Below are 17598 nucleotides of genomic sequence, written 5' to 3'. Positions count from 1 at the left end.
ACACAACCATTCCCGAGAGGGGCGGACATGACGACACCAACAACAGAGGAGCTCGCCGAGCGCCTGGAGCAATTGCGGGCAATAGTCATCGCAGACGCGTGTGTGCTCAGGTGCCTGCTGGCGACAGCCACCAACGCGCAACTTGCTGCGGCCAGCCGAGCATTCGACGAGCTGTCGGAAGATGTTTCGGTCAAGTTGCTGTTCTCCAGAACCAGAGACGGAACCAACCACGCGCTGGAGGAGCGGATTGGTTTTTGGCGTGACGAAACTGAACGAGTGGCGAAAGCCCGAGTGACTGCATCACGCTCAATTCCTCCGGAGCAGGCAGGCTGAGGCCGGCAGAACTCATCAGTGCGTCGGCGACAGCTCCTGATGCAGCGGAAGCGCCGGAAGCCTTGCCAGCCATCTCCAGTTGTCGATGCGCGATCAGCGCTGCGCAGATCACCTGCACGGCTGCATTGGCAGGGGACGAAGCAGTCTTGGCTGCTACGTCTCCTGCCGACCGAATGGCCTCTTCCATGGCTCTACGCTTGAGGTCTTCATGCATGGCCCGCCTCCTGAGTGCCTGGCTGGGGGGCGCCGAAGTCGCGCCCCATGGCGAACAGGCGCGCGGCCTCTTCAGGGGTCAGGCGCAGTTCGGAGAAACCCACCTTGATGACGACGCGGTCGTCGAGGTCTGTGATGGAGATGGCGCGCTGCGGCAGAGATGCAGGGGCTGTGCAGTTCGTGCTCTGCAGTGCCGCATAGACCTCTTCGTGTGCAGCGACGGAGGCAGAGGCTGCTGCCTTCTCTGCCGCCCAGCGAACCTCGGCTGCGCGCCACTCGGCCATACGCGCCTTCCAGATGCGGTCCATCCGCTTCATCCTCAGCTTGGCCTGCCACGGCAGACGCCCGAAACGGCGAGGCATGTGGGGCTCAGGCATGGCTGGGCTCCTGGGCGGGGGCCGGTTTGTCGGAAATCTCGACTGCCATGACCGCGCAATTTCTGCAGATGCAGGATTCACCGTTCTCGGCGAGAACCAGCCCAGGGAAGGCAGACGAATGAAAGCCGAGAGACGACAGCCCGCAGAAGTCGCAGATAAAGATGTGCCGTCCAGTGGCACGAGGATCGGCGACCTTCATGAGGCCTCCTGGGGCGCGGGGGCTGGTGCTTCTGGGGCAGCCGAGGCCTGGCTCATCCGCCACAACGCAGCCTCCACCCGATCCGAGATGCGGGGCGGAAGAATTTCTGGCCACTGCGAGATGGCCTGAGAGTTGATGCCTATGGCCTCCGCGGCTTTCGCCACAGAGCCCCCAAGAAGTTGGATGGCTTCGGTCTTGTTCATGCCACGCATGTTAGCAGCCTTACAAACAAAAGAAAAGCACACTAACCTGCAAGCCAAGTAAGCTAACTTACGTGACGACACTTCAAGAACGCATCAACGAACTCATGGCCGACAAGGGTTGGACCGTGGGAGATATCGCAAGCACTGCGGGCGTCTCATCCTCTGCTGTTTCTCAGTGGAAGGACGGGCGCACAAAGACAATCAAACTGGAGCCGGCCACCAGGCTGGCGAGTGCTTCCGGGTACAGCGCAATGTGGATCAGCACTGGTCAAGGCCGAAAGTTCGGGCCTCCTACAGTTGGAAACGTGGAGGCGGCAGAAGGATCCCGCGGCAAGATTCCGCTCATATCTTGGGTAGCTGCTGGGAAATGGTGCGACGCCGCTGATCCTTTCGTTCCAGGAGACGCCGAACGATGGCTCGACTGTCCAGTGCCTTATGGGTCGAACTCATTTGCCTTAAGGGTAAGAGGAGACTCGATGACTGCGCCCAGCGGTAACTCACGCACCTATCCGGAAGGGTGCATCATTTTTGTGGATCCAGAGAAGAGATCGCCACTGAACGGAGATCGGGTTGTCGCATGCCTCGACGATTCGAATGAGGTAACTTTTAAGGTCTACAAGAATGAAGATGGGAGACAGTGGCTGCAGCCACTTAATCCGTCTCATGAACCCATCCGCGATCGGTTCAAGATCGTCGGCACAGTCCTCGGCAAGTGGGAAGACGGGTAATTTCTCCTGGAGAGGCAGATGGAAGCAGCTTCACGAAAAATCGAAGAGGGTGTTTACGCCAAAGTCGCAGCTGAGATTTCGCAAGGAATCAAGTCAGATGGGCTGTGGGCAATGGCGCTTGCGCACTCTGCCGGCCAGCCGGAACTGGCCAAATCGCTGTACATCCAGTATCGGGCTCAGTCCATCGTGGACGAAATGGAATTAAAGGTTGCCCGCGACCTTCAGGCCTCGCGCAAAGCTGAGGAAGATGCCAAGGCGAGGGAAAAGCTGGCCATCGAACAGCGAGTGCAAGAACTCTCGCGACACCCGGCGCGTGAGAGCATGTTGCCAAAATGGCTGTTCTACGCTTTCGTCGCGACCATAGTTTTCGTGGGCGTCCAGCTACTCAAGCACTACGGTTAGACAGGATTTCAGACCCTCCAAAGGCCACCGCAAAGGTGGCTTTTTTTCGCCCACTCCAAAAGTACCCTAACATTTCCAAGTAAGTACACTTGACAGATGATGTTAGTGAACTTACAGTGCATCCCAGCAGCCCACACAGCGCATCAGCGCCAGGGCAGTCACCGGCCAGATGGTCAACCGGCGTCGGAAACGATGGGAAGGGTTCAAAGGAAGGCACAGCCGACCTGCCCATGGAGCCATGAAGGTGCTGCCCCTGCACCGAGAAGGATGGGGCGTAGTGAGGTTTGGAGCCGGGATTCCGGGAACAGCCAGACCGAAAACCTCAGGGCCTTGATTCAGGGTCCTGCGGTTTCACAACGAAGGAGATCTCATGGCAGAAGAGAAGTACGACGGCCCGCAGTGGGTCAATGCCGACTACGAAGTTAAAAGGGTATGGTTCTCCACGGTGCGCGAAATGCTGCCGCTGACGATGCAGCCGGGCCTCGTCGGCCGCCCGGAGGCGACGCAGCTGGCAATGGCTGTCGCGGACCTCGTGACGGATCAATTCATCAAACGCTTCCCCACGACACCGCAGCCCTGCCCCGAGCCATGACGGCCGATACCGAACACTATTTCAGCGACTTCAACGGGGCGCTCGAAGAGCTGGACCAGCTGTTCCCAATGCCGATCAAGGAATTCGAGCAACGCTGGCCCGGCGTCCGGGGCTTCCGAAACGACTGCAGCAGGAAGTGGGCGGGCCGGTCGGAGAGCGGCGAATCGCTCCCAGTGACGCACAAGCCAACCCAGAGCGGCCGGCTCACATCCGAATGAACACCGCCCGCCCCGAGCGTCATCGGGGCAAACAAAAGAGGCTTCTCGATTCGGGAGGCCTTTTCTGTTTCCGCCACCACCACAGGAGAGACCACCGTGAATAGAACAGAGGATGCAACCTTGACCATGCAGTGCAAGCTGCGCCTCCCCGTCGATATGCATGCGCGCCTCAACAAACTGGCTGGCGCGGCCAACCGCAGCCTCAACGCCGAGATCGTCCACCGCCTGGCCCAGACCCTGGGCGAGGACTTCGCGGCAGAGCAACCCGAGGTGCAGCCAGTGCTGGCCGAGATGGCCGGCTACCTGCGAGAGCTGCGCGACATGGCGCGGGCGCAGGCTGAGCAATCCCGACAGAGAGGATTGACAGCGCTCGATTGAAACTTCCCCGGCACGGCGCCGGGGCCATCAAGAGTGCTGACTGGTGGGCGCGCGCCTTGGAGTGGCCCGCCCCGAAAGTGCGCTGCAGGTGGTATCTGCAGGGGCCAGCCAGCACCCTTGATGGCCAATCGTGACGGGTAGTTGCCCACCCGCAAGCGGTGAGAGTCCGCCAAACCGTTGTTGAGGGAAAGCCGGGGCGAATACGGCCGGCCATCTTCATTTCCGACTGCGCTACGATACCCGCCATATCAATCACAACAAGAGAGGGGCATTCAATGCTGAGGCTCATTGTTTACGTGCTGATCGCGGTGGCGGCCTGGAAGGCATACACGTCATATCAGGCCAAGACTGGCGGCCTATCGCCCACCCTGCTGCTGACGGAGCCACGGCCTCGCAGCATCGACGTGGGCAGCAGCACCTCCAGCGCGCCCAAATACACCTGCGACGGGCGCACGCACTGCTCGCAGATGACCTCCTGCGAGGAGGCCAAATTCTTCTTGCGCAACTGCCCCAACACGAAGATGGACGGGGACAACGATGGCATCCCTTGCGAGCGTCAACTCTGCAACTGATGCCAACGATCTTTTACCTCCCGTACATGTTTTCCTGATCATGTCCGGGCCATACTGAGTTCAACAGTTTCACGCCGAGCCTGGGTTCCTCCTCCCTCCCTCTCTAATTCCCAGGCACGCCTTAAAGGCATCGGCACTTTGCACCAAGGCCCGCAGCGTCAACGCTCGCGGGCCTTTTCTTTTGCGGCCCGGGATGCCACCCGCACCGCAAAAACAAAAACCCGCCGAGGCGGGTTCTTGGTTTCAGCAGTTGCCCTTCTTGGCTTGGCCAGGCGGGCATCCGTGGGGATGGCTCTTGTACCCGCCGCGGTAGCCATCGTCATACACAGCACAGCCGCCGAGAACGAAGGCCGCAACGGCCATGGCGAAAGCGATTTTCATGTGGGAGCCTTTCATAGAGTTGTGGCCGGCAGTCTATGCCGAGCAACGACAGGCCTCTGTAAACCATTGTTCCGCAGCCCGTAGAGGGCTGTTTTCTTTTGGAGAACCGTCATGCTGATGACCGCCAACCCCTGCGCGGATGCAGAGCGCTGGGAGAACGAGATGGACCACCGCGCCGCTGCGGCTGACGAAGACAGGGCCCGCGCCTTCCAGAAGCTGCAGCGCGCCGCGGCGTTCATGACGCCAGTGGACTGGTTCCACGAGCGCATGCCCGGACCGTTCGGACTGCCCATGTCGTTCGACGAAATGCTGGCCGAGGCCATCGCCGACGGTGATCACGACAGCATCACGGCACTCGGCGCGCTGATGGTCAGCCAGCCGGCCCTGCAGCTGCGCACCGCCGTCATGGCCCACATCGCCAACCGCTACCCGGAGGGCATCAATGCTGCCTGATACCCGCCCTCCCATCCAGCTGCAGCAATTGCCCCGCCGCAAGAAGCCCGCCCTCAAGCGGGCTTCGCTGCTTCTGGGCCTCGCCGCCCTGGTCGTGCTTGGCCTGCTGGCCCTCACCGGCTGCGCTGATGCCGGCGCACAGGAGCCCCAGCCTACGGCGCAGGAGCAGCGCACTGCGCGCGCCGCGGCACGGGCCTGCGAGGGCCTCACCCCGGTCTACGAGGCCGGAACCGTTTCGTGTTTCAAGGAGAGATAGGCCATGCCCGAATACGCATTCCCGGGCCTCAACGCCCAGTTCACCGGCATCAGCAGCGACGGCGAGGAACGCTACGAGATCGCGCCCAGCGGCGGCATGCTGCTGCGCGACCACTTCGCCGGGCTGGCGATGCAGGCGTACCTCAGTGGGCACATCGCTCACCACGGGCACGAAAGCCCCTGGCCCTACGACGCGATGGCCAGCGAAGCCTACGACGTGGCCGACGCCATGCTGCGTGCCCGCGAGAAGGAGCCGAGCTCATGAAGCGCGAACACCCCAACACCGACGAGCTGCTGCGCATCGCGGAGATCAACGGCGGCCTCGCGCTCGCGCTCCAGCGTCTGCTGGAGGTCGCCCAGAGCAGCACAGGAATCGTCGGCTACCGAGGCAACCCAGAGCCCATGTCATGGGACTTTTTCTGGGAGGTCGATGTGGCCGAGAAGGCCCTCAAGAAATTCATGGGAGAAAAAGCATGAGCAAGTACTACGCCGACGACGACATTCAGCTGCTGGCCAATGGGGCAGTGAACCACCTCCTGCGCAACGCCTACATGTCCATCACCTTGCGCAACGGCCAGCAGCCCAAGGGGTTCCCTCTGCCCATCAAGCGCGTGCACGGTGAAGGCCACCTCACCCAGGAATATCGCCCCCTGGCCGTGCTGGAGTTCGTGCAGGACGTGGTCGCCAAGGAGGCCGCGCAGCGTGTCGCTGCGGCCAAGAAGGCGGAAGCGGAGGCAGAGGAGCAGGCCACGCCATGAACGCCCTCTTCCACCTCTTCCTCTGGCTCGGCCTGAGCGCCGTCTCGTTCGGCCTGGCCGCCCTCACTCCCGGCGCCTTCTGAGCGCCGTTTTCATTTCCACCACCGAGGTATTCACCCCCATGAACTCCGCTCTCGTCACGCTCACCCAGAAGCTGGCCACCACCCTGGATATGGGTGACGGCACCGGCCTGATTGAGACCCTCAAGGCAACCGCCTTCAAGGGCCAGGTCTCCGATGCCCAGATGACCGCCCTGATGGTGGTGGCCAACCAGTACGCACTGAATCCCTGGACCAAGGAAATCTACGCCTTCCCCGACAAGAACAACGGCATCGTGCCGGTGGTCGGGGTGGATGGCTGGAGCCGGATCATCAACTCACACCCGCAGTTCGACGGGATCGAGTTCGAGCAGGACAGCGAAAGCTGCACCTGCATCATCTTCCGCAAGGACCGTAACCGTCCCATCAAGGTCACCGAATGGATGGCGGAATGCAAGCGCGGCACGGGCCCCTGGCAGTCGCATCCGAAGCGAATGCTTCGCCACAAGGCAATGATCCAGTGCGCGCGGCTCGCATTCGGGTACGGCGGGATCTACGACCAGGACGAGGCCGAGCGCATCGTCGAAGCACAGCCTGCGGGCGGGCAGGTCAAGCACATGGGCGCCGCCGAGGTCGTGCTACCCGAATGGCCTGCCGACCGCTGGGCTGCGCGCCTGCCATCGATCCTTGAAGGGATCGCCCAGGGCAAGACCCTCGAAGACGCATTGGCCTGGCTGGGCAGCAAGGGAAGGGTCACACCGGAGCAGGAGAAGCAGCTGCGCGACGAGGTCCAGAAGCGCCAAGCCGCCAGCGCGGCGCCTGCAGGTGCTGCGGCTGATGCACTCGCCCCGACCACCGATGCCGACGGCGTGCTGGTGGTGGACGCCACCAAGCTGGAGCAGGACCTGAAGGATGCGGCCGACCTGGACACGCTCTACAAGCACGGCTCCTTGCTGGACGCCGTGGAAGACCTGGCCGAACGCCAGCGCCTCACCGAGATCTTCGATGCCCGCGTGGCTGAACTGGAGGGATGACATGCAGATCGTGAACCTCACGCAGGGCACACCCGCCTGGCACCAGCACCGCGCCCAGCACTGGAACGCCAGCGACGCGCCGGCCATGATGGGCTGCAGCAGCTACAAGACGCGCAGCGAGCTGGTGCGCGAGCTGGCCACGGGCATCGCGCCCGAGGCAGACGCCGCCACCGAGCGCCGCTTCGCCGACGGCCACCGCTTCGAGGCCCTGGCCCGGCCGCTGGCCGAAGAGATCATCGGCGAGGAGCTTTCGCCGTGCGTGGGCACCGAGGGCAAGCTCTCTGCCAGCTTCGACGGCCTCACGTTCATGAGCGACACCGCGTTCGAGCACAAGAGCCTGAACGACCGCCTTCGCGCGGTCATGTACAAAGACTGCACGGGCGCCGACCTGCCGCTGCAGTACCAGGTGCAAATGGAACAACAGGCCGCCGTGGCCGGCTGCGAGCGCATCCTGTTCATGGCGACGAAGTGGGCGCCAGACGGGACGCTGCTGGAGCAGCTGCACTGCTGGTACACGCCGAACCCTGAGCTGCGCGCCCAGATCCTTGCTGGCTGGGAGCAGCTGGCTCTGGAGGTGGCCGCCTATGTGCCGTCCGACGCCAGCGCGGCGCCCGTGGTGGCCGAGCCCGTGGATAGCCTGCCGACCTTGGCCGTCCAGATGCATGGCAGCCTGCAGGTGGTGAACAACCTTCCCGCCTTCAGCGATGCGCTGCGCAGCTTCATCGACAAGATGGTGCCCAAGCCCGCCACGGACCAGGAGTTCGCCGACGCAGAGGCTGAGTGCCGCATGCTCAAGGACGCCGAGAAAGCGCTGGACGCCGGCGAGGCCAGCGCCCTGGCACAGATCGAGGACGTGGAGCTCTTTCGCCGCACTGTGGCCGACCTGCGCAACCTCGCGCGCAGCACGCGTCTGGCACGCGAGAAGCTGGTGGCAGCCGAGAAGGACTCGCGCAAGGCCGAGATCGTGGCCAGTGCCCAGGCGAACCTGGACCAGCACATCGCGGCCCTGAACCAGCAGCGCCTGGGCGCCAACTGGATTCCGCGCGTGGCTGGCGGCTTTGCCGAAGCCATCCGGGGCAAGAAGTCGCTGGACAACATGCGCGACGCCATCGCCGTGGTGCTGACCAACGCCAAGGCCGACGCCAACGCGCTGGCCGGCCGGCTGGAAGCGAACCGCGAGCACCTGCGCCAGGACGACGGCGACTGGATCGCACTGTTCGCCGACTTCGCGGCCGTGGGCGGCAAGGCGCCCGAGGACTTCCAGGCCCTGGCCGCACTGCGCATCGGGCAGCACCGCCAAGCCGAAGCCAAGCGCCTGGAGGCCGAGCGCGAGCGCATCCGGCAGGAGGAAGAAGCCCGGGCCCAGCGCGCGGCTGCGGCAGAAGCGGCGCGCGTGGCAGCAGAGCGGGCGCGCCAGCTCGAAGCCGACCGGGCCCGTATCCGCCAGGAAGAGCAGCAGCGTGCAGACGCCGAGGCCCGCGAGAAGCTGGCCCAGGCCAACGCCCAGGCGCAGGCCGGCATCGCCGAAGGCCGCGAGGCTGGCGCGCTGTCCGCGCCGCTGCTGGATGACCTGAGTGCCACGGCAACCCACGTGCACGACAGCGGCGTGGCAGCGCTGGACACGCAGCAGGCCATCAGCACGGCCCAGGCCAGCAGCGCTGCTGCAGCGCCCGCAGCCGAAGAGGCCGGCGCCACGATCACCCTGGGCCAGCTCAATGCGCAGCTGAAGGCCGAAAACCTGTCGGTCAAGGTGTCCGCCGAGACGCTGGACGACCTGGGCCTTCCGTACCGAAAGGAGCGTGGTGCCGTCCTGGTGCTGGTCTCCGACGCCAAGCGCATGGCCCTGAAGCTGGCCCTGGGCTTCGAGAAGTTCGCCCACTCGCTCACCGCGCCCGCCTGATCCCGGGCTATGCCCGCCGCCACGATGCCCGCCTTCACGCGGGCATTGTCTTTTCCACATCGGCCGCCTGGCCGGGAAAGCCTGCACATGAACCCCGCCCTCTTCTTCGACACGGAAACCACCGGTCTGCCGCTCTTCAAGGAGCCCAGCGAACACCCCGACCAGCCCCACCTGGTGCAGCTGGCCGCCAGCCTGGTGGACCTCGACACCCGCACGGTGCTTTCCAGCATCGATGTCATCGTCAAGCCGGACGGCTGGACCATCCCCGACGACGTGGCCAAGATTCACGGCATCACCACCGAGAAGGCGCTCGACCTGGGCGTGCCCGAGGACGTGGCCGTCGAGATGCTGCTGTCAATGTGGGGCGGTCGCATGCGCGTGGGGCACAACGAGAGCTTCGACGCCCGCATCCTGCGCATCGCCATCAAGCGTCACATCGATGCGCGCGAGCCGGCCGCTGCCCTACCCCAATCCGACATCTGGAAGGCCGGCCCCAGCGCATGCACGGCGCTGCTGACCACGCCGCTCTGCAAGCTGCCGCCCACCGAGAAGATGCGCGCCGCCGGCATGGGCAAGTTCAAGACGCCCAAGCTGACCGAGGCCTACCACCACTTCTTCGGCCGCGACTTCGATGGCGCGCACACCGCTGGTGCTGACGTCGCCGCCTGCATCGCTGTCTATTTCGCCGTCCAGGACCTGAAGACGGCCAAGGCAGCCTGAACCCTGTTTCCACCACCACCACCGAGGACCACCATGGCCTTTGAACTTGCCGAATCCACGGCCGTCACCATCACCAACGCCAACCCGCGGCGCGAGCTGCACGGCGAAGAGAAGGTGCGCGCCATCGACATCTCCTTCACGCTCACGGGCGAGAACACCCTGCTGGACCTGCTGGAGCCCGGCCTGCGCGAGCACCACTACTGCAACAAGGCGGCCACCGCCGGCCAGGAGGCGCTGCCCGGTGTGCTTATCCCGCTGCCGAACCTGAGGCACCCGCAGCTGCCCCTGCTCTACCACTACGGCAAGGGCCAGAAGTGGCGCGGCTACCGCTTCATCTGGGACTGGGGCATCGAAGACGCGCACGTGGACTTCATGGACGCCGTGCTGACCGGCCTGCACTACGAGCTGAGCGAAGGCGGCAGCGTCACCATCAAGGGCACCATCCAATACAACGGCGACGAGCTGCAGGACAACGATGTCTTCGGCGAGCTGTCCGGCCTGGCAGCCGAGGGCGAGATCTACATCAAGCTGCTGGCCCCGGCCGAGTTACTGCAGGCAAAGAAGGGATACCGCGCCGGCAAGCCCGACACGCCCGCCAGCCAGCCGGACAACGAGGACCAGCAGGAGCTGCGCGAGGAAGGCGATGACGAGCCGCCCACCGACCCGAACCACCCTGTGAACCAGACGCCCGAAGACGCCTTCGCGGCGGCCGTGACCGGCGAACCGGCCTGAACCATCCACCGAACCACCCACGGCGCCTGCGCGGCGCCACGAAAGGAAACCCATGACCGAATATCAGAACCTGCTGGCCCAAAAGGCCACCCTCGACGCCCAGATCGCCCAGGCCCAGGCCGAAGCCAAGGCAAAGGCCGTGACCGAAGCCCGCGCCCTGATCCAGGAGCACGGCCTGACCGCTGCCGATGTGTTCCCGGCCCAGGGCAAGAAGCCCAAGGGCAGCGTGGGCGCCCCGAAGTACCGCGACCCCGCCACCGGCGTGACCTGGACAGGCCGGGGCAAGCCGCCTCTGTGGATCAAGGACGCCGCGGACCGCACGCCGTTCCTGATCGCCCAGGCGACCGAGTAAGCCGCCAAACACCAAACCCAGAGGCCCGCATCGCGGGCTTCGTCATTTTTGGAGTCCCCATGCAAGTTTCGAACGATGTCCTGGCCGTACTGAGTGCCGCACAGGCGTATGAAAACCAGGTGCAGCTGGTGGGCCAGCTCGACCGCGCCCTGTACGCCAAGGTCAACAAGGTGCTGGAAGCGGCCGGCGGCAAATGGGACCGCAAGGCTAAGGCCCATGTCTTCAGCGCTCCGGCTGCTGACCGCCTGGACCAGATCATTCTGTCGGGCAGCGTCGAAGTGCCTAAGGACGAATTCAACTTCTTCCCCTCGCCCCCTGCAGTGGTGGAGCGGCTGATGCGCCTGGCCGGGATCAAAGCAGGCATGCGGGTGCTGGAGCCAAGTGCCGGCCTGGGCGCCATTGCCTACGCATGCGCAGAGGCCGGCGCCGAGGTGGACTGCTACGAGATCCAGCAGGGCAACGCATTCCATCTCGCCATGGACGCGCCGCACGATCTTGGTCGCACACGGGTAGCCGACTTTCTGACCGTGGCGCCCGAGCGAGCCTATGACCGCGTGGTGATGAACCCGCCGTTCCTGAAGCAGGCCGACATCAAGCACGTCATGCACGCCCACCAGTTCCTGAAGCCCGGCGGCCTGCTGGTCTCGGTCATGGCTGCCGGCGTCACGTTCCGCACCGATGCGCGCACCACGGCATTCAACGCCTTCGTGCAGGAGCGCGGCGGCCATGTCGAGGAGTTGCCCGAGAACTCATTTAAGGCCAGCGGCACTGGCGTGCACACCGTCATCGTCACGATCCCCGCCTAACCCCCGAGGCATGAGCACAGCGCATGGGCGCTGTCCTGATACCTACCCTACCCCGAAGCCCTCCAGGTGCATGCCGCGAGGGCTTTCCTGTTTCTGCATTCCGTGAATTCCAAACCACCCCAGTGCCCGCTGCTGCAGCGCGCAGGCCACGTCATCAACACCACCAAAGCGCTCTGGCGCATCGAATCCTGACAGGAGAAACCATGGCAATCACCCTTGAAGCCATCCGCGCCGCTGGCGGAATCGTGCACAGCGACGGCAATATCTTCTTCCGCAACATCAGCATGCTGCAGGGCCTCGCCGGGGCAGCTCCTGCCGCTGTGGCGCCAGAGCACCCGCCCATGCCGGAAACCTGGGCTGTGGTGGCTTCGATAGAAGGTCAAGACGTCGTGTGCATCAGCAGTAGCGCCCTGTCCGGCAAGGGCGAGCTAACCGAATCCGAAGAGCAGGCAGTCATCGGCATGGCGCAGCACCTTCTGGCATTCGTGGGCTACGGACTGCCGCCGTGCGACTTCGACCCTGACGACGAGCCAGCTCCAGCGCCCGCCCTGGAAGCGCCTGCAGCCCCGCCTGGATTCGATGCGTGGTGGGAGCGCGCTGGAGATGGCCGGTCCAAGCTGATGGCGAAACAGGCTTGGCATGCCGCGCTGGCAGCAGCGCCCCAGGCCCCAGCACAGGAAGCGCCTGCAGCCCCGGTCTGCGAGCGTTGTGGCCTGTCGCCGGCAGAGCACAACCCGACGCACTGGTGCGACAACCAGAGCTTCGCGGCAGCAGCGCCCCAGGCACCTGCTGCGCCCTCGGCCATTGCCACGCAGGTCATCGAGAACATGCTGCAGCTGGCCCGCATCGTGAACACGGCAGTGGAGGACTGGGGCGAGTCGTTCGAGGATGGCTCCAGCGAGGTCACGTTCCACAAGGAAGAGGCCGACAAGCTGGAAGAGATCCTCGAATTCTTCGACAGCCTGCCGGACGCGCCGCCAGAGGAAGGTGTGATTCTGAGCGGTCCGTCCCGGGCGGCGCGTGTGCTTCGCGCCATGGCAGCACCTGCTGCGCCTGCAGTGGATGCCGAAACAATCCACCTGCAAGACCTGAAGAACGCCCTGGCCAAGTGCAAGGAATTGCGCCAGCAGCTCACGCTGATGGATGAGCATCAGGCTGGCACGGTGTGGCGCTGGCAGGCCGATAGCCAGGACAAACTCGAGACCATGGGCAATCGCATGGGCGTGCTGATCTACGCATGCGACCTGCGCGCGCTCCTGGCTGGGGCTGCGCCTGCAGTGGATGCTGACCCACTGGGCCTGCGCGACGTGGGCGAGGCGTTCATGCAAGCCATCGAACGCAACAGCGACGCGCTCAAGGCGGTCGGCTGGCCCGGCCCGATGGACTGCCCCAGCGAAATCGTGGCGGACCTACTCAACCTGCTGGAAGAGGCCAATACCACGTCTGCCCTGGGCGAATGGGTGGCCACGCTCGAAGTGGATAGCGGGGGAGGCCTGGACTACGAGACCGTGCCACCGTGCACGCTGCCGCCCGGCTGCTACCCGCTCTATCGCGCAGCCCAGGCCAAGGAAGGCGGTGAAGCATGACGAAATCATCGGACGCATGGGTCAACTACCAAGCCGAGAGCCGCCGCCTGCTGGCGGAATACGCGAAGGCCGTGCAGGAGGAATTCAAGCCGGGCATGCGCGTCCGCTGGGCGCACACCTACGACCGAGACAACCAGCCGGTTTACCGCGAGGGAATCGTGGTGGCTCCTGTTGCACAGGCCTGGGGCCTGGGCACCAAGGTGCACATCCAGATGAAGCAGGGCGGCCCGATCCACCAGATTGACGGAGCCGGATTGCACATCCTCGCCGCAGCCCAGGCAGCAGCCAAGGGGGCGAGCGATGACTGAAGCCCGCGTAATCGACGTGTGCTGCGGCAGCCGAATGATGTGGTTCGACAAAGCCGACCCGCGTGCCATCTTCGGCGACCGTCGCAGCGAAACCCTCACCGTCACCGACCGCTCGCACCGCGAGGACGGCACGCGCACGCTGCACATCGAGCCGGATGTGCTCATGGACTTCCGCGCGCTGCCCTATCCGGACGGCTCGTTCCGGCTTGTGGCTTTCGACCCGCCACATCTGGAGCGCGCCGGACCGCGCAGCTGGCTCGCGGCCAAGTACGGGAAGCTCAGCGACGACTGGCGCGCCGACCTGCGCCGCGGCTTCGCCGAGTGCTTCCGCGTGCTAGAGCCCGAGGGCGTGCTGGTCTTCAAGTGGAACGAGACCCAGGTGAAGCTCCGCGAGGTGCTAGCCCTGACGCCCGAGAAACCACTGTTCGGTCAGGTCAGCGGGCGCGGAGGCCTCACGCACTGGCTGGTGTTCATGAAGCCGCGCCCCACTGGGCACAAGGAGAGCACATGAAGCTCAGCAAGAGCCAGCGCGCGGCCCTGCGCGAGAAGTTCGGGGGGCGATGCGCGTACTGCGGCGGGGAACTTGGAGACCGCTGGCATGCCGATCACATCGAGCCGGTCGTGCGCAACGACTGGTTCAAGCGGGCCGGCTTCCCAGTGGAGACCCACCGGCCGCCCGACTACCCGGAGCGCGACACGCTGGTGAACCTCAACCCCGCATGCGTGCCCTGCAACCTCGACAAGCACAGCCTCACCCTGGAGAACTGGCGTGCGCTCATGCAGCGCAGCAACGAGGTGCTGATGCGCGATGTCAGCACCTTCCGGCGCGCCGTCCGCTACGGGCTGGTCGAATTGAAGGCCGCGCCCATCGTTTTCTATTTCGAGCGCGCCCAGGCGCAGCAGAAAGGACAGACCCCGTGACCAGTGCACCAACACCCCTGGCCGGCGTCAGCGCAATCCAGCCGAAGTCCCCCGCGGCCGGCTCCGGCTGGACCCGGGCCGATCACATCCTGGCCATGGCCCACGAACTGGACGCCATGGGCTACCCCTGGCAGGCCTGGGCCCACCAGGAGAACGGCCTCCTTGTCATCTCTGCCGTGGAGAAGCCTGAACCCGAGCCGGGAGAGTTCGACGCGGGCCCCGAGTACCACCTGAGCATCAGCGCCATGGGCAGTCGCTGCAGCAGCGCCGACGCCATGTGGGCCCTGGGACAGTTCGACCTGGCAGACGCCAAGGAAGACAACCACGTCCCCAGCGGACGCGTGCGCAACTTCTGGCGGCCGGTGGCCGACCGGCTCAGCGGCTTTGAATGCCCGTGCCAGGACAGCGAGCCGGCCATGCGCGAGGACAAGGGCGATTTCATCTGGAGAGGAGCACCACGATGATGGCAAGCAAGAAGCACAAGGAATGGCGCGACAAGCGCGCGCCACACCGAGACGACGAACCAATCACCTGGCCAGCACCCGCTGGCCTCTGTTTTTGAAAGGCCCGAAAGATGAAAGCCGTCTCCAACACTGCGGCCACGGGAGCCGCCGAAGAAAATGCCGCCGCCATCAGCCCCGAATGGGTATTGGCAAGCAAGTATGAGGAAATGACAGGCGTCACCCGCGAAACCGTCAAGCAGCGCAAGAAAAACGGCACTTGGAAAGTCGGCCAGCAGGTCACCGTCGTTTCCCGTCGTCTCTATGTAAACATCAAAGCAGCTGACAAATGGATAAGCGACCAAAGCTCGAAACACCACCTGGCGTAACCGTCCGGGAATTCGCAACCGGCAGCCGGATTCAAATAGCGTTCACATACGAGGGCCGGGAGTGCCGCGAGATGCTACCGGCCGGCCCAGTGAACAAGTCCAGCATCCAGCGTGCGGCGGTGCTGCGCGAAGACATCCGCGCCAAGATCAAGGCTGGAGACTTCGACTATGCCGAGCACTTCCCCGACAGCCCACGGGCCGGGGTGAGCCGGAAAAAGGCTGGCCTCATGCGTGCTCTGCTCCAGAAGCAACTGGAGACCTACGAGCGCCAAGTGCAGAACGGCCAGCTCTCGCCATCAACATACAACGGGTATGCGAAGGTGATCAACGGGGAGCGGATGAAACACTGGCACGAGGTGCAGGCCTCGGACGTGACACCCAGCATGCTACGCGAATGGATCACGGAAATGGACTGCACATCAAAGGCGATCCGAAATATGCTGATCCCGCTGCGGTCAGTATTTGAAGATGCGCTCAATGATGGGCTGATCGAATTCGACCCATTCGAGCGCATCGCATTGACAAAGCTGATCCGCCAGACAAGCCGGGCAAGCGACTATGTGGTGCAGCCATTCACCCGCTCGGAGCGCGAAGCCATTTTGGCGGCATGCCGGGAGGACGAGCGCCCCATGCTCCAGTTCTGGTTCAACTCTGGATTGCGTCCGGGCGAATTGCAGGCGCTCCAGTGGGATCACATCGACTTCGACAAGAAGATCGCGCGCATCGTGCTCAACCAGGTGGCTGGCGTCGTCAAGGCTCCGAAGACCGAGGCCGGCAAGCGGGACGTGGAACTCAATGCCGAGGCAGTCGAGGCGCTGAAGCAACAGCGCTCGGTCAGCCAGGCCCGCGGCGCCAGGGTCTGGCTGAACCCGCGCACCTTGAAGCCATGGACCACTGACGCCCAAATCCGGAAGACGCTCTGGCTGCCGGTGATGGAGCGGGCCGGGATCGAGTACCGCAACCCGTACCAGATCCGGCACACCTATGCGTCCACGCTGCTGACCGCCGGCGCCAACCCCTGGTATGTGGCCCAGCAGCTTGGGCACGAGGATGTGGAGATGGTTTTCCGGACCTACGGCAAGTTCATCGGCGAGGACTACCAGAAGCCCAGGGCGGAACTGCGGCTCGTCAGCGGATCGTAGCCCGTGCGAATCGCGTGCGAAATCGGTGCGATTCTGGCGACACCGCAGGACACTTCAAGGCAAGAAAAAACCGCCACACACTGAGGTCTTCAGTGTGTGGCGGTGTCTTGGATGGTGGAGCTGGCGGGAATTGAACCCGCGTCCGCAAGCCTTCGCCGGGCAGATCTACATGTTTAGCGTTCTGTTTTGAGTCTCGCCTCCCGAGTCGCGCAGGCGCACGCTACCCGGGATGCCAGCTTCCTTGGATCTTGCCACGTACTAAGAAGCCCAGTACGCAGCCAGCTGATGTGAATTCCCTTGCAGCCGGGAGGTATTGCTACCCCCTTGCCCAGCCCATCAGCGTGCTGTTGCAAGGCTCACCGGATTTAAGCGGCGAGTGCGAAACGTTCGTCGTTTGCAGTTAGTTTTTTGAATGGAGATTTACGAGCGTCAATCAAGCTCGACATGCACCACACCGGTCCCGAACCCACGTCGAAACCAGGACAGCCCCAAGGCTCCTATCTTAGCCTCTTTCCAGCAGTTTCAAGAGCTCCAGCGGAGAATTGATTTGCGCATCCGCCTGCCAGTGCAGCGTATCGCCGGCTGCGCCAAGGTAGCCGTAGCAAGCCGCCACGGTCTTCATGCCTGCGGCCTTGCCTGCAACGATGTCGCGCTCGTCGTCACCGACATAGACAAAACTCTCGGGAGGAAGGCCGATACGCGCGGCAGCCTCCAGCAAGGGTGCAGGATGGGGCTTTGCATGGGGCGTGGTGTCGCCGCTGACGACGGCTGACGCAGTTGCGAACAGCGGCATCTGTTGCGTCAGCGGATCGGTAAAGCGCATGGACTTGTTCGTGACCACGCCCCAGGGCATGGACACAGCCTGGAGTCGTGCAATCAGTTCCTCGACACCCTCGAACGCATAGGTGCGCTCTGTCATGCATTGCTCGTAGTTGCGGAAGAACTCCTCGCGCATCTGCGCAAACTCGGGCGAGTCGGGCGTGAGCCCGAACCCCACCCCCAGCATGCCCCGCGCCCCCGCGCCCGCCATGGGTCGATATCGCTCATAGGGAATTGAAGGCATCCCCCGATCCGTACGCATCCTGTCTGCGGCTGCACCCAGGTCTGGTGCACTGTCGATCAAGGTGCCGTCCAGATCGAACAGCACGGCTCGGACTTCTTTCCACAT

27 protein-coding genes, 1 other RNA gene and 1 pseudogene are annotated in these 17598 nt (G+C 64.1%); 24 read left to right on the top strand and 5 right to left on the bottom strand.

Annotation, left to right across the window (positions count from 1 at the left end):
- Nucleotides 1-190 precede the first annotated feature (190 nt).
- The 3 genes from ACF8ML_RS20260 to ACF8ML_RS20250 all read right to left on the bottom strand — a co-directional run bounded on the left by ACF8ML_RS20260 (nt 191) and on the right by ACF8ML_RS20250 (nt 1122).
- Nucleotides 191-547, bottom strand: coding sequence for a hypothetical protein (locus ACF8ML_RS20260; protein WP_392407783.1), 357 nt, complete (start codon nt 545-547; stop codon nt 191-193).
- Nucleotides 540-854 (bottom strand): hypothetical protein, encoded by a 315-nt coding sequence (locus ACF8ML_RS20255; protein WP_392407781.1) that lies wholly within the window; start codon nt 852-854, stop codon nt 540-542. Before ACF8ML_RS20255 ends, ACF8ML_RS20260 begins: the two co-directional genes overlap by 8 nt.
- Nucleotides 855-915: 61 nt before the next feature.
- Nucleotides 916-1122 carry a hypothetical protein gene (locus tag ACF8ML_RS20250; RefSeq protein ID WP_392407780.1) on the bottom strand — a complete coding sequence of 69 codons (207 nt, stop codon included), beginning with the start codon at nt 1120-1122 and terminating at the stop codon, nt 916-918.
- 307 nt (nt 1123-1429) lie between these two features.
- On the opposite strand from ACF8ML_RS20250, the gene ACF8ML_RS20245 reads away from it, so the two are divergent.
- The 24 genes and pseudogenes from ACF8ML_RS20245 (at nt 1430) to ACF8ML_RS20130 (ending at nt 16430) form a co-directional block, all read left to right on the top strand.
- Nucleotides 1430-2053, top strand: coding sequence for a LexA family protein (locus tag ACF8ML_RS20245; protein WP_392407886.1), 624 nt, complete (start codon nt 1430-1432; stop codon nt 2051-2053).
- Between the two features lie 18 nt (nt 2054-2071).
- Nucleotides 2072-2455 carry a hypothetical protein gene (locus ACF8ML_RS20240; RefSeq protein ID WP_392407779.1) on the top strand — a complete coding sequence of 128 codons (384 nt, stop codon included), beginning with the start codon at nt 2072-2074 and terminating at the stop codon, nt 2453-2455.
- 370 nt (nt 2456-2825) lie between these two features.
- Entirely contained in the window at nt 2826-3047 is a 222-nt protein-coding gene (locus tag ACF8ML_RS20235; RefSeq protein ID WP_392407778.1) for a hypothetical protein, read from the top strand.
- Nucleotides 3044-3265: a hypothetical protein gene (locus ACF8ML_RS20230; protein WP_392407776.1), complete on the top strand. Its 222-nt coding sequence runs from the start codon at nt 3044-3046 to the stop codon at nt 3263-3265. Before ACF8ML_RS20235 ends, ACF8ML_RS20230 begins: the two co-directional genes overlap by 4 nt.
- Before the next feature lie 96 nt (nt 3266-3361).
- Nucleotides 3362-3643 carry an Arc family DNA-binding protein gene (locus tag ACF8ML_RS20225; protein WP_392407774.1) on the top strand — a complete coding sequence of 94 codons (282 nt, stop codon included), beginning with the start codon at nt 3362-3364 and terminating at the stop codon, nt 3641-3643.
- A 275-nt stretch (nt 3644-3918) separates the two neighbouring features.
- Nucleotides 3919-4215, top strand: a complete 297-nt coding sequence (locus ACF8ML_RS20220; protein ID WP_392407772.1) for an excalibur calcium-binding domain-containing protein — start codon at nt 3919-3921, stop codon at nt 4213-4215.
- A 492-nt stretch (nt 4216-4707) separates the two neighbouring features.
- Nucleotides 4708-5049 (top strand): hypothetical protein, encoded by a 342-nt coding sequence (locus ACF8ML_RS20215; RefSeq protein ID WP_392407771.1) that lies wholly within the window; start codon nt 4708-4710, stop codon nt 5047-5049.
- Nucleotides 5039-5305 (top strand): hypothetical protein, encoded by a 267-nt coding sequence (locus tag ACF8ML_RS20210; protein ID WP_392407770.1) that lies wholly within the window; start codon nt 5039-5041, stop codon nt 5303-5305. Before ACF8ML_RS20215 ends, ACF8ML_RS20210 begins: the two co-directional genes overlap by 11 nt.
- Nucleotides 5306-5308: 3 nt before the next feature.
- Nucleotides 5309-5569 carry a hypothetical protein gene (locus ACF8ML_RS20205; RefSeq protein WP_392407769.1) on the top strand — a complete coding sequence of 87 codons (261 nt, stop codon included), beginning with the start codon at nt 5309-5311 and terminating at the stop codon, nt 5567-5569.
- Nucleotides 5566-5781, top strand: a complete 216-nt coding sequence (locus ACF8ML_RS20200; protein WP_392407768.1) for a hypothetical protein — start codon at nt 5566-5568, stop codon at nt 5779-5781. The genes ACF8ML_RS20205 and ACF8ML_RS20200 overlap by 4 nt, the downstream gene beginning before the upstream one ends.
- Nucleotides 5778-6062 carry a hypothetical protein gene (locus ACF8ML_RS20195; protein ID WP_047471948.1) on the top strand — a complete coding sequence of 95 codons (285 nt, stop codon included), beginning with the start codon at nt 5778-5780 and terminating at the stop codon, nt 6060-6062. Before ACF8ML_RS20200 ends, ACF8ML_RS20195 begins: the two co-directional genes overlap by 4 nt.
- A 121-nt stretch (nt 6063-6183) precedes the next feature.
- Nucleotides 6184-6687: pseudogene (gene bet, locus ACF8ML_RS20190) on the top strand (phage recombination protein Bet); the annotation flags it as partial.
- 448 nt (nt 6688-7135) lie between these two features.
- Nucleotides 7136-9034 (top strand): YqaJ viral recombinase family protein, encoded by a 1899-nt coding sequence (locus tag ACF8ML_RS20185; protein WP_392407767.1) that lies wholly within the window; start codon nt 7136-7138, stop codon nt 9032-9034.
- Nucleotides 9035-9121: 87 nt separating this feature from the next.
- Nucleotides 9122-9754, top strand: coding sequence for a 3'-5' exonuclease (locus ACF8ML_RS20180; RefSeq protein WP_392407766.1), 633 nt, complete (start codon nt 9122-9124; stop codon nt 9752-9754).
- A 33-nt stretch (nt 9755-9787) separates the two neighbouring features.
- The gene (locus ACF8ML_RS20175) at nt 9788-10486 is read left to right on the top strand and encodes a hypothetical protein (RefSeq protein ID WP_392407765.1); all 699 of its coding nucleotides are present in this window, start codon (nt 9788-9790) and stop codon (nt 10484-10486) included.
- 52 nt (nt 10487-10538) lie between these two features.
- Nucleotides 10539-10838: an H-NS histone family protein gene (locus tag ACF8ML_RS20170; RefSeq protein ID WP_392407764.1), complete on the top strand. Its 300-nt coding sequence runs from the start codon at nt 10539-10541 to the stop codon at nt 10836-10838.
- Nucleotides 10839-10897: 59 nt separating this feature from the next.
- Nucleotides 10898-11644, top strand: a complete 747-nt coding sequence (locus ACF8ML_RS20165) for a methyltransferase (RefSeq protein ID WP_392407763.1) — start codon at nt 10898-10900, stop codon at nt 11642-11644.
- A 203-nt stretch (nt 11645-11847) separates the two neighbouring features.
- A complete protein-coding gene (locus ACF8ML_RS20160) occupies nt 11848-13230 on the top strand; it encodes a hypothetical protein (protein ID WP_392407762.1) in 1383 nt (460 codons plus the stop codon).
- On the top strand, nt 13227-13538 hold the full coding sequence (locus ACF8ML_RS20155) for a hypothetical protein (protein ID WP_392407761.1): 312 nt from the start codon (nt 13227-13229) through the stop codon (nt 13536-13538). Before ACF8ML_RS20160 ends, ACF8ML_RS20155 begins: the two co-directional genes overlap by 4 nt.
- A complete protein-coding gene (locus tag ACF8ML_RS20150; RefSeq protein WP_392407759.1) occupies nt 13531-14049 on the top strand; it encodes a class I SAM-dependent methyltransferase in 519 nt (172 codons plus the stop codon). Before ACF8ML_RS20155 ends, ACF8ML_RS20150 begins: the two co-directional genes overlap by 8 nt.
- The gene (locus ACF8ML_RS20145) at nt 14046-14459 is read left to right on the top strand and encodes an HNH endonuclease (protein ID WP_392407758.1); all 414 of its coding nucleotides are present in this window, start codon (nt 14046-14048) and stop codon (nt 14457-14459) included. Before ACF8ML_RS20150 ends, ACF8ML_RS20145 begins: the two co-directional genes overlap by 4 nt.
- Nucleotides 14456-14923 carry a hypothetical protein gene (locus tag ACF8ML_RS20140; RefSeq protein WP_392407757.1) on the top strand — a complete coding sequence of 156 codons (468 nt, stop codon included), beginning with the start codon at nt 14456-14458 and terminating at the stop codon, nt 14921-14923. The genes ACF8ML_RS20145 and ACF8ML_RS20140 overlap by 4 nt, the downstream gene beginning before the upstream one ends.
- Nucleotides 14924-15033: 110 nt before the next feature.
- Complete coding sequence (locus ACF8ML_RS20135; RefSeq protein WP_392407756.1) at nt 15034-15288, top strand: excisionase; 255 nt, start codon at nt 15034-15036, stop codon at nt 15286-15288.
- Nucleotides 15249-16430, top strand: coding sequence for a tyrosine-type recombinase/integrase (locus ACF8ML_RS20130; protein WP_392407755.1), 1182 nt, complete (start codon nt 15249-15251; stop codon nt 16428-16430). The genes ACF8ML_RS20135 and ACF8ML_RS20130 overlap by 40 nt, the downstream gene beginning before the upstream one ends.
- A 112-nt stretch (nt 16431-16542) precedes the next feature.
- On the opposite strand, the gene ssrA is transcribed toward ACF8ML_RS20130, so the two are convergent.
- Together ssrA and ACF8ML_RS20120 are read right to left on the bottom strand one after the other, a co-directional pair.
- Nucleotides 16543-16920, bottom strand: a transfer-messenger RNA (tmRNA) gene (gene ssrA, locus ACF8ML_RS20125).
- Nucleotides 16921-16932: 12 nt separating this feature from the next.
- Nucleotides 16933-17598, bottom strand: coding sequence for an HAD-IA family hydrolase (locus ACF8ML_RS20120; protein WP_016449508.1), 666 nt, complete (start codon nt 17596-17598; stop codon nt 16933-16935).

The sequence above is a fragment of the Delftia sp. WSY_10 genome, from assembly GCF_043104705.1.
GTDB lineage: Bacteria > Pseudomonadota > Gammaproteobacteria > Burkholderiales > Burkholderiaceae_C > Comamonas > Comamonas tsuruhatensis.
The sequence above is the reverse complement of the archived record's forward strand: the minus strand, read 5'-3'. Positions and strand labels throughout refer to the sequence as shown.

Bases quoted from the DNA above. Each gene is read 5' to 3' on its own strand.
- ACF8ML_RS20260 (WP_392407783.1), bottom strand. From the start codon at position 547: ATGCATGAAGACCTCAAGCGTAGAGCCATGGAAGAGGCCATTCGGTCG.
- ACF8ML_RS20255 (WP_392407781.1), bottom strand. From the start codon at position 854: ATGGACCGCATCTGGAAGGCGCGTATGGCCGAGTGGCGCGCAGCCGAG.
- ACF8ML_RS20250 (WP_392407780.1), bottom strand. From the start codon at position 1,122: ATGAAGGTCGCCGATCCTCGTGCCACTGGACGGCACATCTTTATCTGC.
- ACF8ML_RS20245 (WP_392407886.1), top strand. From the start codon at position 1,430: ATGGCCGACAAGGGTTGGACCGTGGGAGATATCGCAAGCACTGCGGGC.
- ACF8ML_RS20240 (WP_392407779.1), top strand. From the start codon at position 2,072: ATGGAAGCAGCTTCACGAAAAATCGAAGAGGGTGTTTACGCCAAAGTC.
- ACF8ML_RS20235 (WP_392407778.1), top strand. From the start codon at position 2,826: ATGGCAGAAGAGAAGTACGACGGCCCGCAGTGGGTCAATGCCGACTAC.
- ACF8ML_RS20230 (WP_392407776.1), top strand. From the start codon at position 3,044: ATGACGGCCGATACCGAACACTATTTCAGCGACTTCAACGGGGCGCTC.
- ACF8ML_RS20220 (WP_392407772.1), top strand. From the start codon at position 3,919: ATGCTGAGGCTCATTGTTTACGTGCTGATCGCGGTGGCGGCCTGGAAG.
- ACF8ML_RS20215 (WP_392407771.1), top strand. From the start codon at position 4,708: ATGCTGATGACCGCCAACCCCTGCGCGGATGCAGAGCGCTGGGAGAAC.
- ACF8ML_RS20210 (WP_392407770.1), top strand. From the start codon at position 5,039: ATGCTGCCTGATACCCGCCCTCCCATCCAGCTGCAGCAATTGCCCCGC.
- ACF8ML_RS20205 (WP_392407769.1), top strand. From the start codon at position 5,309: ATGCCCGAATACGCATTCCCGGGCCTCAACGCCCAGTTCACCGGCATC.
- ACF8ML_RS20200 (WP_392407768.1), top strand. From the start codon at position 5,566: ATGAAGCGCGAACACCCCAACACCGACGAGCTGCTGCGCATCGCGGAG.
- ACF8ML_RS20195 (WP_047471948.1), top strand. From the start codon at position 5,778: ATGAGCAAGTACTACGCCGACGACGACATTCAGCTGCTGGCCAATGGG.
- ACF8ML_RS20185 (WP_392407767.1), top strand. From the start codon at position 7,136: ATGCAGATCGTGAACCTCACGCAGGGCACACCCGCCTGGCACCAGCAC.
- ACF8ML_RS20180 (WP_392407766.1), top strand. From the start codon at position 9,122: ATGAACCCCGCCCTCTTCTTCGACACGGAAACCACCGGTCTGCCGCTC.
- ACF8ML_RS20175 (WP_392407765.1), top strand. From the start codon at position 9,788: ATGGCCTTTGAACTTGCCGAATCCACGGCCGTCACCATCACCAACGCC.
- ACF8ML_RS20170 (WP_392407764.1), top strand. From the start codon at position 10,539: ATGACCGAATATCAGAACCTGCTGGCCCAAAAGGCCACCCTCGACGCC.
- ACF8ML_RS20165 (WP_392407763.1), top strand. From the start codon at position 10,898: ATGCAAGTTTCGAACGATGTCCTGGCCGTACTGAGTGCCGCACAGGCG.
- ACF8ML_RS20160 (WP_392407762.1), top strand. From the start codon at position 11,848: ATGGCAATCACCCTTGAAGCCATCCGCGCCGCTGGCGGAATCGTGCAC.
- ACF8ML_RS20155 (WP_392407761.1), top strand. From the start codon at position 13,227: ATGACGAAATCATCGGACGCATGGGTCAACTACCAAGCCGAGAGCCGC.
- ACF8ML_RS20150 (WP_392407759.1), top strand. From the start codon at position 13,531: ATGACTGAAGCCCGCGTAATCGACGTGTGCTGCGGCAGCCGAATGATG.
- ACF8ML_RS20145 (WP_392407758.1), top strand. From the start codon at position 14,046: ATGAAGCTCAGCAAGAGCCAGCGCGCGGCCCTGCGCGAGAAGTTCGGG.
- ACF8ML_RS20135 (WP_392407756.1), top strand. From the start codon at position 15,034: ATGAAAGCCGTCTCCAACACTGCGGCCACGGGAGCCGCCGAAGAAAAT.
- ACF8ML_RS20130 (WP_392407755.1), top strand. From the start codon at position 15,249: ATGGATAAGCGACCAAAGCTCGAAACACCACCTGGCGTAACCGTCCGG.
- ACF8ML_RS20120 (WP_016449508.1), bottom strand. From the start codon at position 17,598: ATGTGGAAAGAAGTCCGAGCCGTGCTGTTCGATCTGGACGGCACCTTG.